Genomic DNA, 13,981 nt, shown 5'->3' with positions numbered 1-13,981 from the left:
GCGTCGCCGCGCAGCGTAACGTGGTGGGGCAATGAGTAACACCGATAACGTCACCGGAGACGTGGACAGTCCGGATCATATCGTTTCGTCGGACTCTCAGGATACTTCGCAAGGTGCGGCAGCACAGTCTGCCGATCAGCACAGCACCAGGGATGCGAACACTTCTGAGGACACCGGCTCACCCACCGGCTTTGAAAGCTTGGACTTACCCTCAGATGTGTTGGAGGCAGTCACCAAGGTTGGCTTTGAAACGCCGTCCCCTATTCAAGAACAAACCATTCCCGTTCTCATGGGAGGCCACGATGTCGTAGGCCTCGCCCAGACGGGTACCGGCAAGACCGCCGCCTTTGCGCTGCCAATTTTGGCGCGCATCAACAAGGATGAGCGTTCTCCGCAGGCATTGGTATTGGCACCGACGCGCGAACTCGCGCTGCAGGTTGCTGACTCCTTCCAGTCCTTCGCCGATCACCTCGGCGGCATCAACGTGCTGCCGATTTATGGTGGACAGTCCTATGGCATTCAGTTGTCGGGTCTGCGCCGCGGTGCTCACATCGTCGTGGGCACCCCGGGTCGTGTGATCGACCACCTGCAGAAGGGCTCGCTGGATATTTCCGGCCTGCGCTATCTCGTCCTCGATGAGGCCGATGAGATGCTGCAAATGGGCTTCCAAGAGGATGTCGAGCGCATCCTCGCCGACACTCCTGCAGACAAGCAGGTGGCACTGTTTTCGGCCACGATGCCGAACGGCATTCGCAAGATTTCCCAGCAGTATCTCAATCAGCCGCAGGAAATCACCGTCCGTTCGACCAGCCGCACCAACACCAATATCAACCAGCGCTATCTGATGGTGGCGCACCGCAACAAGCTCGATGCTCTGACCCGTATCCTCGAGGTCACCGAGTTTGAAGCGATGATCATGTTCGTGCGCACCAAGTTCGAGACTGAGGAGCTCGCAGAAAAGCTGCGTGCTCGCGGCTTCTCCGCGCAGGCCATCAACGGTGATATTCCGCAGGCCCAGCGCGAGCGCACTGTGGACCAGCTCAAGGATGGTCGCCTCGATATTCTCGTGGCCACCGATGTGGCTGCCCGCGGTTTGGATGTGGAACGTATCAGCCATGTGCTGAACTACGACATCCCGCACGACACCGAGTCCTATGTGCACCGCATTGGCCGTACCGGCCGTGCCGGTCGCTCCGGCGAGGCTATTCTCTTCGTCACCCCGCGTGAGCGCCGCATGCTGCGTTCTATCGAGCGCGCCACTAACGCGCCGTTGAACGAGATGGATCTGCCGACCGTTGATGAGGTGAATGAATCCCGCAAGGAGAAGTTCGCCGATTCCATCACCGAGGCGCTGGAGGACTCTCAGGTCACCATCTTCCGTTCCTTGGTGCAGACATACTCTGATGAGCACGATATTCCGATGGTGGATATCGCGGCGGCATTGGCAACGCAGGCTCAGGCCAGCGACGAGTTCTTGATGAAGGAGCCGCCGCGCGATAAGCGTAAGGACCGCTCCGATCGTCGCGAGCGCGACTTCGATCGTGGTGGCCGTGACCGCGGCGACCGCGGTGGGCGTTTCGAGCGTTCTAATCAGAACATGAGCATCTATCGCCTCGCCGTGGGCAAACGGCAGCATGTGCGTCCCGGTTCCATCGTGGGCGCGCTGGCAAACGAAGGCGGGCTGAATTCCAAGGACTTCGGCCGGATTGTGATCAATGTGGATCACACCCTGGTCGAGCTGCCCAAGGATCTGCCCCGCGATGTGTTCGACCGGCTGGAAGATACCCGCATTTCGGGCCAGCTGATCAATATCGAGTCTGCCCCCGATGCTTCCCTGGAGCGCGGCTATGGTGACCGTGGTGGTCGCGGTGGCGGCCGTGGCTTCGGCGGCCGTGGCGGTCGCGATGGCGGTCGACGTTTCGATCGTGGTGACCGTGGCGATCGTGGTGGCCGTGATGGCGGCCGCGGTGGCCGTGGCTTCGACCGTCGCGATAGGGGAGACCGCGGTGATCGCCGTGGCAGCTTCCGTCGCCGGGACGACCGCTACTAAGCTCCCCGAGCTCTCAGCACAATAACCCCACACCACCTCGCTGGATTATCCGGCGAGGTGGTGTTTTCTCTTGTGGCGACTGCATGGGGCACTCGCACACGTCGCCCGCGACGCCGCTAAAACAGCGGGCAGCACGGGAACATAAAAAACCTCGCTACCACGGAGGCAGCGAGGTGAGATCGACACAGCGTGCCGCTACATCGTCATCATCAATGCGAAGATGATGATCCACAGCAGCGAGAAGATGCCGCCGAACATCGACAGCTGGGACTTTGCCTTGTCCCAATCCTGCACGGTGGCATTCTCCGGCATATCGTCGGCGTCGAGAATGCCCAATTCGGCAGCCATGGCCTTCTGGCGGGGCAGAATCAAGAAGTACAACACGGCCCACGCGATGACGGACAGCAGAATGGACGTGTGCAGCAGCCCTTCCTTGAGCCATGCATCGAGGTTGGAGAACATCACGCCGAAGCCCAGCAGCGGCACCAGCAGCGAGAGCAAGCCGTAGGTGTTGCTGATCCGGTAGAGCAGCGCGGCGGAACCCTTGGCCTTATCGTTGCCGTTATGTGCATGGGCTGCTTGCACATGGAAGGTCGATACAGCCACGGTGACCGGGCCCAAGAAGAGCACGGCGGAGAGCACGTGGAGTGCCAGCATCACAGTAGAAATGGTGAGTCCTCTTTCACTAAGGGGTGAACTATTACTGGGTGGTAGAAACATCACGCCGAGGCCTCCCGCGCTGGCCACGCTGTGGGTGCCCAACCGGATAACTCAGCGCAAACTGCGATTTTAGTGAAAGTCCTAGAACTTCGCTAACCCAGCAACTGCGCTTCATGCGCGTAATATCCGGCTGGGATAGCGCCAGCTGATACCGCGCCGCCACAGCGGCGAGACGTTGGGAATACCAGCAGCGATGCCGGTGGTAGGGAGGCATCCATGCCGCGGGCAGGGCGTCGCTTTTGTCTTGATTGGCGGCGGCGCTCACAGCCACCACGTTGAGTGGATCATTGGCAAAATCCTCCGCCTTGGCCCGCGGCCAGATGGCCGCCCCCATATCCCATGCGGCCGCGAGCGGAAATACATGATCGATCTGAAGCTCCTCGATGGCGGCGTCAATCCGCTCGCCGGTATAGAGATCCTGAATCACCCCGCGGGGCCCGTTGTGACACGGCGCCTGCACTCCCGCGGCACGCAGCGCGCGATCCCGCGTGGTACAGCCCGCGCCCAAGCCAGGGTGGGCCCGCCAGCCCGGCCCGAAGAATTCGCGCCGGTATCCAGGGTGGCGGGTACGCGCCTTGACGACGCTCACCGTGGGCAGCGTGCTGTGTAATCCCGGCAGCTGCGGCTCGGTGGGCGGATGCGCGGGCACCCGTGCTATCAGGCCGATAAGAAGCCAGAGAAGCGTCGATAAGCATAAAAGGATAAACCAGCCGCGGCGGGAAGAAAGATCCATACCTCTCAATGACGAAAGGGAACCTCAATGAGGTTCCCTTTGCGCGTAGTCGAGAGGATTTAGCCCTTGGTCTCGAGCTGCTCGGCGGCAGTCTCAATATCCATCTTGGGCTGTTCCTCGGCGATGCTGGCGAGCTTCGATGCGCTATCGAACTCATCCAGCACCTGCTGGCTGGGTCCCTTGGACATGACCGAGACCACGGCCATCACGACGGTGGCGAGGAAGAAGCCGGGCACCATCTCGTAGAGGGTGTCGCTCAGCGGCGACATGCCCCAGGCGAAGGAGACGACCGCGCCGGTAATCATGCCGGCAATCGCTCCGCCGGCGGTGAGTCGACGCCAGTAGAGGGAAGCGAGGATGATCGGGCCGAAGGCGGAACCGAAGCCCGCCCATGCGAAGCCCACCAGACCCAGAATCGAGTCGGAGGGGTTGATGGCCAGCACGGCGGCGATCACGGCCACGGCCACCACGGCGGTGCGCGAGAGGTTCACCAGGATATTGTCCGGCAGCTTTCGCTTGTAGACGATCTTGGTCAGATCCTCGATCAGTGCGGAGGAGGTGACCAGCAGCTGGGAGGACAGGGTGGACATGATGGCCGCCAGCACGGCGGTCAGCAGCAGACCGGCGAGCAGCGGGTGGAAGAGAATCCGGCCCATGTCGAGGAAGATCGTTTCGAAGGCCTCGCGGTCGGTGACCAGAATGGAGGGATCCTGGCCGAAGAAGGCGGTGCCCACCAAGGCGGCGAAGGTTGCGCCGATGATGCACAGCAGCATCCAGCCCACACCAATCCAGCGACCGGCCTTCGCCTCATAGGGCGCGCGCAGCGCCATGAAGCGGACGATCACGTGCGGCTGGCCGAAGTAGCCCAAGCCCCAGGCGAGGTTACCGATGATCGCGGTAATCGAGACGCCAGAGATCATATTGAAATAGGAGGAATTGCCGGCGTCATAGGGGCCATAGGGCTGTTCGACAGCCCAGGTGAAGATGCTGGACGGCTCGTCCAAGGACAGCAGTGCCATGATCGGCACCACAATCAGTGCGAGGAACATGATGGTGCCCTGCACGGCATCGGTATAGGACACAGCAAGGAAGCCACCAATGAAGGTATAGGCCACCGTCACTGCTGCCACGATGAGCATGCCGTCCAGGTAGCTGCCACCGAAGGTGGACTCGAAGTACTTGCCGCCGGCGACCATGCCGGAGGACACGTAGAAGGTGAAGAAGAGGATGATCACCACGGCGGAGACAATCCGGAGTACGCGGGACTTATCCTGTACGCGGTTTTCCAAGAAGCTCGGAACCGTAATCGAGTTATTCGCGATCTCCGAATAGGAGCGCAGGCGCGGCGCCACCCAGGTCCAGTTCGCCCAGCAGCCGATCAGCAGGCCGATGGCGATCCACAGCTCCGAGAAGCCCGTGAGGAATAGCGCGCCCGGCAAACCCATGAGCAGCCAGCCGGACATATCCGAGGCGCCCGCCGAGAGGGCGGCAACAAAAGGATTCAGGCCGCGACCAGCGAGCACATAATCGTCGTATTCGTCTGTTTGCTTATAACTCCAATAACCAATCGCGAGCATCGCCAACATGTAGATGATGATCGCGAGAATAAACCAAGTATTTTCGCTCAAGTCGTGCACTCCATTCTCATTTTTCTCCGATGCTACGCAGCTTGTCGTGCCTGTGCGCAGGCACCAGCACAGGGCCGGGGCGTCTCCCACGACGCTTCTCAAGGCGATACTCGCCTGCGCACAGCCCAAATCTCGGCGCGCCTCTCACACCCCATGGCGGAGACCGGCGCGCTCACTCAGACCGTTGTCTTCGAACATCGGGGTAGCTGCCACGTACACCACGTGGCCGTTGTGCGTTGGCCGATAGTACAGAGGTTGTGCTCTCATGTCTTATTCAGGTTGCTCGCTAGGCTCTTATGAGGGGGACGGACCCTGTCCAGCCTGAGCGGCTGCGGGTAGCGCCCAGCGGTGGCGGGCAACTTCGGGCAGTGTTATCTGGGCGCAGCCGCACGCGGCGCGGAGAAGGACTAGAATCGATCGCTTAGGGCTGAGAAGCTGACCCGGCAACGACACGATCCGCGGCCGCGGATCAACCACAGCCGCCGTCGTGGTGAACACAGGAAAAGACGAGGACTAAGGAAAGGAGGGTGGACGGACGTGACGCATCTCGTGCACGGTTTCTGGCATCGCGAAAGCGGATTGATTCTGTGGGTCGAGCAGGTGGAGGGGCATAAAATCCTCATCCCCGAACAGCTTCCCGCCGACGCGTTTAGCCCGGAGCTTCTCGCGCTCATTCGCCCTCTCAACTTCGGCCATCGTTTCACTGCGCACTTGAGCACGCCCAAAGGGCGGCGCGTGCGGCTGCCCATCCCCGTCGCCCGTTGCTATCCCGAGAAGGCCGTGGAGATCATTGAGGAATTGATCTCCCTGCTCGATGGGGAGCAGGGAGATAGCGTCGTCACGCAAGTAGCGCCCGATCTGCTGTGGATTATTCAGTTCTATCGGGGGCTGAAGCAGTTCGTGCGCGCCGGGCGGGTGGTGCTGCGGGTGCGCTGGGCAGATGATCATTGGTGGCCGCAATGGCAGCTCTTGCCCTCCGGGCGGGAGCGGGTGTGGATGGGGCGTATGCACTTAGCGATTCCGCAGGTGCTCACCGCCAATGGCAGCGCCGCCGTGGCCGATGACATGGCCGAGGAGCTGCCGCACTGGATTGCCTCCTATATTTTGCGGGACTTCATTGACGAGCCTCGCTCCCGCGAGCTGCATACCTTCTCGCGCACCTTGCTTAACTCGGAATCGCTGCGTCGCGGCGGACCGACGCTCGCGAGCAAACTCAATGAGTGGAAGGATTCCATCACTAGCTCGCGGGTGGAGCTCATGGTGATCGTGGAAGACGCCCCCACCCATTCCGATCTCCCAGACTCCGACGCCGAGGCCGACGCCGAGGCCGACGCCGAGGAGCTGCTCTTTCCGGTGCGGATTCAGGTGCGCTTCGGGGTGGATACACCTCTACCGGTGCAGGCCGAGCTTATCGACGCCGCCTTCGCGAATAGGCTGCGCGATGATCACAATCGACTCCTCGAGGTGGCGAGCACCCTCGGCAGCCCCGAGGTGGAGCAGCAAGAGCAGGATGATCCGTGGGGCGAGGAGCCCGGAACACGCGGGGATTGGGATCGCTTCCTCACCCTGGAGCAGCTGGGGGAGTTTCTGGATAAGGATGTGCCGAAGCTACGCAGCGCCGGCTATACGGTGATGCTGCCGCGCTCCTGGGGAGAGCATGAGCTCACGGCCAAGCTGCATACCTCCAAGGTGCAGAATTTCACTAGTGCCTCCACCTATGGCATGGATCAGCTGCTCAGCTATGACTGGACGCTCTCGCTCGGCGGGGTCGAGCTGGAGCCGGAGGAAGCGCAGCGTCTGATCGAATCCACCTCCGGGTTGATTGAGCTGCGTGGCTCGTGGGTGATGGCGGATAGCCGCAGCCTGGACGGGGTGCGCGCCTATGTGGAGATGGTGAAAAGCCATAGCGTGAGCGCAAAGGATTCCGCGGCACAGCAGGGCGATCCCCGCGCCGATGAGCTCGATCTGGCGGAGGAGAATTATCTTTCGGCCGCGGCGCTGCGCGAGATGGCGCTGAAGAGCGCTGGTCAGCGCTATATCGAGTTTCGTGGCAGCGACTGGTTTAGTTCGCTGATGAGCGCGGACGCAGATCCCGTTCCCACGCCGGTGCGCCTCGCAATTCCCGATAGCGTGCATGCCACCTTGCGGGAATATCAGCGCCGCGGCGTGGATTGGCTGTATTGGATGGCGCGCCACGAGCTGGGCGCGGTGCTTGCCGATGACATGGGTTTGGGTAAAACTCTGCAGCTTCTCACCCTGCTGGCGATAGAGAAGCACGAGGGACTCAGGGAGGCGCCCACCATGGTGGTGGCGCCGACCTCGGTGCTGTCGAATTGGCACCGGGAGGCCGAGAAATTCACCCCGGATCTCTCCGTCATGGTCTATCACGGCTCGGAGCGGCCGAAAGGCCAAGAATTTGTGGATCAGGCCACGCAGTGCGATCTGGTGATCACTAGCTATGGGGTGCTCTCGCGCGATGTCGAATTATTCTGTGAGCTGCACTGGCAGCATCTCGTGCTGGATGAAGCACAGCAGATCAAAAACTCCTCCACCCGCATGGCGCGTGCGGCAAAGGTGATTCCCAGCGCGCATCGCATCGCTTTGACGGGTACCCCGATCGAAAACCGCTTGGCGGAGATCCATTCGCTGATGGATTTTTGTAACTACGGGATGTTGGGCAGCGCCTCCTTCTTCCGCAATCACTTTGCCCGCGCTATCGAGGTCTACGATGATCCGGAGATGAAAGACGCGCTGCGCCGGCTCACCGCCCCCTTCATCCTGCGGCGACTAAAGACCGACCCGGCGGTGATCGACGATCTTCCCGATAAAACTGAGAACGTCTTGCACGTGCTGCTGAGCAAAGAGCAGGCGGCTTTGTATAAGTCCTATGTGGATCGCATTAAAAAGGAGGTGGAGGACACCGCGTCGATGAAGCGCCGCGGCATGATCCTCGCCGCCATGACCCGCATTAAACAGATCTGCAATCATCCCGCGCACTTCCTCGGCGATGGCTCCTCCATCACCTACCAGGGCATACACCGCTCCGGTAAGGTCGGCAGGCTCGTGGAGCTTATCGACGCCGCCCTCGACAATGGGGAAAAGATGCTGGTGTTCACCCAGTATCGTGCTTTTGGCGATATTCTCGTGCCCTACTTGAGCGAGCACGTTGGGCGCGAGGTGCCCTTCCTGCACGGCGGGGTGTCGCAGAAGGGGCGCGACCGGATGGTCACCGAGTTCCAATCGGAGGAGGGCCCGCCGATTATGGTGCTGAGCCTCAAAGCCGGCGGAACCGGGCTGAACCTGACTGCAGCCAATATTGTGGTGCACATGGACCGCTGGTGGAATCCGGCGGTAGAAAACCAGGCCACGGACCGCGCCTACCGGATCGGCCAGCGCAAGGATGTGACGGTGTACAAGATGGTGTGTGAGGGCACCATGGAAGAAGCCATCCAGGATGTTATCGAGGGCAAGATCCAACTGGCCAGCGATATTGTTGGTGAAGGCGAAGGCTGGATCAGCGAGCTGAGCCAAGAGGATCTGGAGACCCTATTGACCTACCGCGGAACCATCGAGGAGGACGAGGACTAATATGCCCCGCTATACCTCACGCGATAACGTCATTTATGCGAATTTTGGCGCGAAACGGCACAATCCCCAGCAGCGTGCTGCCGCCGCCGAGAAGCAACACGAGGACCGCGAGTGGCTGTCTACAGTTTCCCGATTCATCGTCGATTCTGTCGAGCGGGACACCGATCCAGGTCGCAAGCAGCGCGGCCGCGACTATGCCCGCGAGGATCGGGTGACGCTGCTCAGCTATAGCGAGAATCTGATCAGCGCACAGGTGCGTGGCTCCCGGCCGGAGCCCTTCGAGGTACAGCTGCGCTTCGCTCCCATTGCGCGCCACGACCAGCGCGAGCTGTGGGACTATCTTGTCTCCCTGCCGGATTATCTGCCGGCATTCTTAAGGGGCGAGCTGGATCGTCGCGCGCAGCGCCTGCTCGGCTTTTCCGATCCGCGCAGCATTACAAGCTCGTGCGAGTGCCCAGATCCCAACCCAGTGTGTAAGCACATCGTGGCCGTGGCGCATGCCGCCGCTGCGGAGATATCCCGCCGCAGCTCGCGCATCTTTGATCTGCGCGGCTGGGATCCACAGGAGATCGAGGCGGCGGTGAAGCGGCGGGTTAAGGAGAACGCCGCGGCGAACGCTCCGGCGGAGCGGGGGAAGGATACCGCTCGCAGCGGCACTCCCGACGAGCCTGCTGCCGCGGCGGAGTCCAGCCGCTCGTCCGCGCAGAAACGCCAGCAGCAGGTGGATGCCACGGCGTTCTGGCAGGGAGGCGAGCTTCCTTCCTTGCCGGATCCGCAGGTGGAGCCTGCCCTCGACGACTCCGATCTCAGCCTCTTGCATATTGCGATGCGCTCGGTGTCCTATACCTCGATTGATGAGCTACGGGCTATCACAGATATCGAGGATATGTACTATTTCCTCACCCACAACGAGGGTTCTTCGAGCCCAGATTCCCCTTAAAGCGGCGACAGTAGAACATCTGGGCGACAGTGCAGCGTGCAGTGTCCGGTAGTTTTGCTAACAATGAATGCATGACACGAACACGATTTATTCACACCTCGGACTGGCAGATCGGAATGAAGCGGGGTTTTCTTCCCGCTGAGGCGCATAGTCGCTTCGATGCCGATCGTCTCGCGGCTATTAAAAAGCTCGGTGATCTTGCCAGCGAGCAGGACTGCGAGTTCATCGTCGTCGCCGGCGATGTATTCGACGCCAATAGTCTCAATGCCACAACAACCGGCCGCACCATGGAAGTGCTGCGCAACTTAGCTGTGCCGGTGTATCTCTTGCCGGGCAATCATGATCCCTTAGTGGCCAATAATATTTTCCGGTTTACAGACGCCATCGACAATGTCCATGTGATCCGCGATAGCGCGCCCATAGAGATCCGCTCGGGCGTTGAGCTCGTCGGCGCCCCCTATCTCAGCAAGCGTGTCTCCACCGATATCGTGGCCGAGGCTCTGGAGGATCTCGAGCAGGCAGAAGAGGGGAGCGTGCGCATTGCCGTGGGGCACGGCCAGGTGGAGTCGCGCAGCAATGACGACGATAGCGTCCCGATCGACCTTGGCACCGTTGAGCGTGCCCTGGATCGCCGAGTGATTGATTATCTGGCCTTGGGCGATACCCACTCCACCGCCTCGCTTGGCTCCACGGGGCGCGTGTGGTTCTCAGGCAGCCCGGAAGTTACCGATTATCATGATTTCTCCACCGCCGGCGGCGGCGAGAAGGACTCCGGCAATGCTCTCGTTGTAGACATCGAGGCCACCGGTTCCACCTCGCAGGTCACGGTCGAGTCGCACCACATCGGCACCTGGACGTGGCATGCGCTCGAGTACGAGATCGCCAGCCACGAGGACGCGGAAGCCTTCATTAGCGCCCTGCGGGAGTATCCCGATAAGGCCACCACGGTGGTGAAATATGCGTTGGTAGGCACGGCCACCCTCGATACGATGCGCTACCTCGAAGAGCAGCTGGCAGAACTAGAGAGTATCTTTGCCGCGCTCTATCGACGCGAGCGCACCTATAACCTCCTGCTGGCCCCGTCCGAGGAGGAACTCGAGAATCTCGGGCTCGGTGGATATGTAGGGGCGGCGATGAGCGAACTCATCGAACAAGCAGACACAGACAACACGGCGAGCGACGCGGTGGGGCTGCTGCACCGGCTGATCGTTTCTGAGCGGAAGTAGGGCAGTACCATGCAGATTCATTCCATCACTATTGACAATATTCGCTCCATCGAGCACCTCGAACTGCGGGACATTCCGGCCAGCGGTGTGTGCATGATCAGTGGCCCCAATGAGGTGGGTAAGTCCACCATTGTGGAGGCTATTGACCTCGTGCTCTCCGAAAAGTCCACCGCGCAAAAGAAGTGGATGAAAAGCATGCGCCGGGTGGGCAGCACCGAGCCTATGCGGGTCAGCCTTGAAGCCACGATCGGTGATCAGCACTTCACCATCAGCAAGCAGTTCCTCAATAAGCCGAACGCTCGGCTTGTCATTCACTCGCCGAATCCGCGGACCTACACCGACGATCAGGCCAATGATGAGCTCATGCAGATCATCGACGAGCACCTCGATAGCAATCTGCATAAGTTGCTCTTCGTCAAACAGGGCGCATTGGACCACACTCTCGGGGAGGTGGGCTTTAACCAGCTGGAAAAGCCTCTGCAGCTCGCCGATGCCGGGGATGGTGCCGGTATCGCGCAGGGTTCACAGTCCGAATTGATGGCGAAGGTGCGCGATGAGGTCTCGCGCTACTACACCAAAACAGGCAAGCCCTCCAAGGAACTCAAGCAGGCCCAGCAGGAGGTAAAAGACGCCACGAAGCGTCACGCCGAAGCCCGCGCGGCGATCACCGACTTGAGCGCCCAGCTAGAAAACTATGAGGCCGCTGAGGCTGAGCTGGCTCGGCTGAAGCCGCAGATCCCAGAGCTGAAACAGCAGGTGGAGGCGTCGCAACGCGAGGTGGTGCGAGCGGAAAAGCGGGAATCCGAGCGGGAACGCCTGCAGACGAAAAAGGATGTCGAGGAGCAAAAGAAGCAGCGCATCGAGGAGCGAAAGAAGCAGCGGGCCCGCGCTGCCGAGGAGCTGGCTGCTAGCGCGCAGCGCGTGACAGAGTGCGAGCGGACGCAACAAGAGCTCGAACTACAGGCCAAGGAGCATGCGGAAAAGATCGAGAGGCTCCGCAGCGCACTCGATGCCGCGGTGGAAGCCGAGCAGAGCGCCCGCGCCGAATATCGGGTGTGGGAGCAGCACCAGCATGCCGTGCGCGAGCGAATCCGCCACCAGAAGGACACGGAGTTTCTGGCGCAGTACGACGAGTACACCGCCGAGATTTCCCAGCAGAAGAAGAAACTGCCGGAGGATGTGCCCAGCAGCAGCGACATCGCCCGGGCGGAAGAGATCGCGGAGAAGATTGTCTACGCCCAGGCCACGGTGGCGGCGGCGAGTTCGACATTGACGCTATCCTCCGCCGCGGGCGCCGAGATTGCGGTTAATGGTGAGACCCAGACACTCAGCGATACGGCCACGGTGGTGAAGGTCAGCGAACGCACGACACTACGCATCGGCGAGGTCGACGCGGTGATCGAACCGGCGGCCAATGTGGCTGCCGAAAAGGATGCTCTGGACCAGCTCATCCGCGAGCGCGATCAGCTGTGCACCGAGTTCGAGGTGGACTCTGTGCAGCAGCTCAAGCAGATCGCCACGACCGCCGAATCCATCACCGCGGATATTGCGCGCCTGAAGAAGGCGCGGACACGGCACGCAGGGAAGCGGGACGTGGATGATATCCGAGACGCCGTTGAGAAATTCCAGGCCGCGGAACTCCCAGAGGGCATGAGCGCCGACGAGGCAGGGGAGAAGGCGCTTGAGGAGCGCCTCAACGAGCTGCGCACGGCCGTGGAACAGGCCGATGCCGCCACCGCGAAGGCGCGGACGAACCTAGAGGAGGCGCGGACCTCGAGGATCGACCAAGACGTGGCTGTGGCTAGGGAGAAACTCAAGGACGCCATCGATGAGCAGAAGCGTCGCGCGCAGGCGCTAGAAGCCGCGGAGCAGGAGCACAGTGATGAGGCCGAGGAAGAGCAACTGCGCAGCCTCGATGCTCAGCTCGCCACGCTCACTGCGGCGCTGCAGGCCCTGGAGGAAGACGATAGTGTTCTCAGCCTCGAGCAGGCGCGCCGCGCCGCGGAACAGGATGAGACCCTGCTGAAGAACACCGAAGGGCACCTCGAGGAGGCCTATCGGCGCCAGTCGGAGATTAAGGGCAGTATCAACGCCTATGAGGGCGCTGCCGAGAAGGAGAAGATCGCCAAGGCCGAGCTCGAGCGCGTGGAGAGCATTCTCGCGCGTACCCAGCACCGGGCCGATGTGGCCAAACTGCTGCTGGATACCCTCGAGCGGCACTACCGCGATGTCACGCAGCGCTATGCCAAGCCGATCCGCGAGGAGCTTGAGCGTTTGGCCGCGCAGCTGCATGAGGGTGAGGTCTCCTATGAGTTCGACGAGACCGGTCTTGTCGGGCGCGTGATTCGCGAAGAGCAGCTGAGCGTGGATGAGCTCTCTGGTGGCGCCTCTGAGCAACTGGGGTTGATGCTGCGGCTCGCTATTGCGAACCTGGCGGCGAACAACGCGGAGTCGGACGGCGTCGATACCGTGATGCCGGTGATTATGGATGATGCCCTCGGCAATTCCGATGTGCTGCGGCTCAAGCGCTTGTCGGGGTTGATCGAGCGCGAGGCAGCCACTAAGCAGATCTTCATCATGACCTGCGATCCCCAGCGTTTCGCCGCCATCGGCAAGCGCAAAGAATACCGCGTCGAGGAGTTGAAGCGCGCTGCTCACTCAACGCCGCTGAGCAACCGCTGAGTGTGGTAGCAGGCGGCCCGTGGCAGCAGCGAGCACGCGAGCGAGGAGTAGCTCCTTCTCGCGTGCTCCGAGTCGCATCCCACGGCGCTGAGCCAGTTTGTTCCAGCTAAGCAAAGATGACGTGACTGCTGTGACACGCTAGTCTTAGAAGAACTCAGTGACATGAGCACCGCAGGAGTTCTACGCGTCACGAGCTATTCCCTCATCTCCCGCTACAGCGTGAGGCGCCGCTTATGCGGCTGCCGCCACTCACACTCTGCAGCGGGCCACTGCGGCCGCATCAAGGCTGGCTACAGCCGCGGCCGACCGCACCAGACCGGTAGCGCACAGATCTCGCGCGCGGAAAAGTTAAGGAAGATAAGGGATAGTGATTCAGCACGAGCCACGCTGGCTAAATGACAATCAGCAAGCACT

The 13,981-nt window shown here is 61.2% G+C and carries 8 protein-coding genes; 5 read left to right on the top strand and 3 right to left on the bottom strand.

The genetic code is table 11. The features are described from left to right. Window positions 1-31: 31 nt before the first annotated feature. Entirely contained in the window at window positions 32-2,050 is a 2,019-nt protein-coding gene (locus KR227_RS03885; protein ID WP_218363809.1) for a DEAD/DEAH box helicase, read from the top strand. A 195-nt stretch (window positions 2,051-2,245) separates the two neighbouring features. On the opposite strand, the gene KR227_RS03880 is transcribed toward KR227_RS03885, so the two are convergent. The 3 genes from KR227_RS03880 to putP are packed head-to-tail and all read right to left on the bottom strand — an operon-like array spanning window position 2,246 to window position 5,131. Next, window positions 2,246-2,719, bottom strand: a complete 474-nt coding sequence (locus KR227_RS03880; RefSeq protein WP_218364337.1) for a DUF2269 domain-containing protein — start codon at window positions 2,717-2,719, stop codon at window positions 2,246-2,248. A 31-nt stretch (window positions 2,720-2,750) separates the two neighbouring features. After that, window positions 2,751-3,503 carry an HNH endonuclease family protein gene (locus KR227_RS03875; RefSeq protein WP_218363807.1) on the bottom strand — a complete coding sequence of 251 codons (753 nt, stop codon included), beginning with the start codon at window positions 3,501-3,503 and terminating at the stop codon, window positions 2,751-2,753. A 59-nt stretch (window positions 3,504-3,562) separates the two neighbouring features. Next, window positions 3,563-5,131, bottom strand: coding sequence for a sodium/proline symporter PutP (gene putP / locus KR227_RS03870; RefSeq protein ID WP_218363806.1), 1,569 nt, complete (start codon window positions 5,129-5,131; stop codon window positions 3,563-3,565). 537 nt (window positions 5,132-5,668) lie between these two features. On the opposite strand from putP, the gene KR227_RS03865 reads away from it, so the two are divergent. The 4 genes from KR227_RS03865 to KR227_RS03850 all read left to right on the top strand — a co-directional run bounded on the left by KR227_RS03865 (window position 5,669) and on the right by KR227_RS03850 (window position 13,567). Next, window positions 5,669-8,719, top strand: a complete 3,051-nt coding sequence (locus KR227_RS03865; protein WP_218363805.1) for a DEAD/DEAH box helicase — start codon at window positions 5,669-5,671, stop codon at window positions 8,717-8,719. A gap of 1 nt (window position 8,720) precedes the next feature. Continuing rightward, window positions 8,721-9,659 (top strand): hypothetical protein, encoded by a 939-nt coding sequence (locus KR227_RS03860; protein ID WP_218363804.1) that lies wholly within the window; start codon window positions 8,721-8,723, stop codon window positions 9,657-9,659. Window positions 9,660-9,730: 71 nt separating this feature from the next. Further along, window positions 9,731-10,885 (top strand): DNA repair exonuclease, encoded by a 1,155-nt coding sequence (locus KR227_RS03855; RefSeq protein ID WP_218363803.1) that lies wholly within the window; start codon window positions 9,731-9,733, stop codon window positions 10,883-10,885. 9 nt (window positions 10,886-10,894) lie between these two features. After that, window positions 10,895-13,567 (top strand): AAA family ATPase, encoded by a 2,673-nt coding sequence (locus tag KR227_RS03850; protein WP_218363802.1) that lies wholly within the window; start codon window positions 10,895-10,897, stop codon window positions 13,565-13,567. Window positions 13,568-13,981: the final 414 nt, after the last annotated feature.

Source organism: Corynebacterium sp. TAE3-ERU30 (assembly GCF_019209925.1).
GTDB classification, from domain to species: domain Bacteria; phylum Actinomycetota; class Actinomycetes; order Mycobacteriales; family Mycobacteriaceae; genus Corynebacterium; species Corynebacterium megadyptis.
This window is presented reverse-complemented; position numbering and strand designations above follow the sequence as displayed.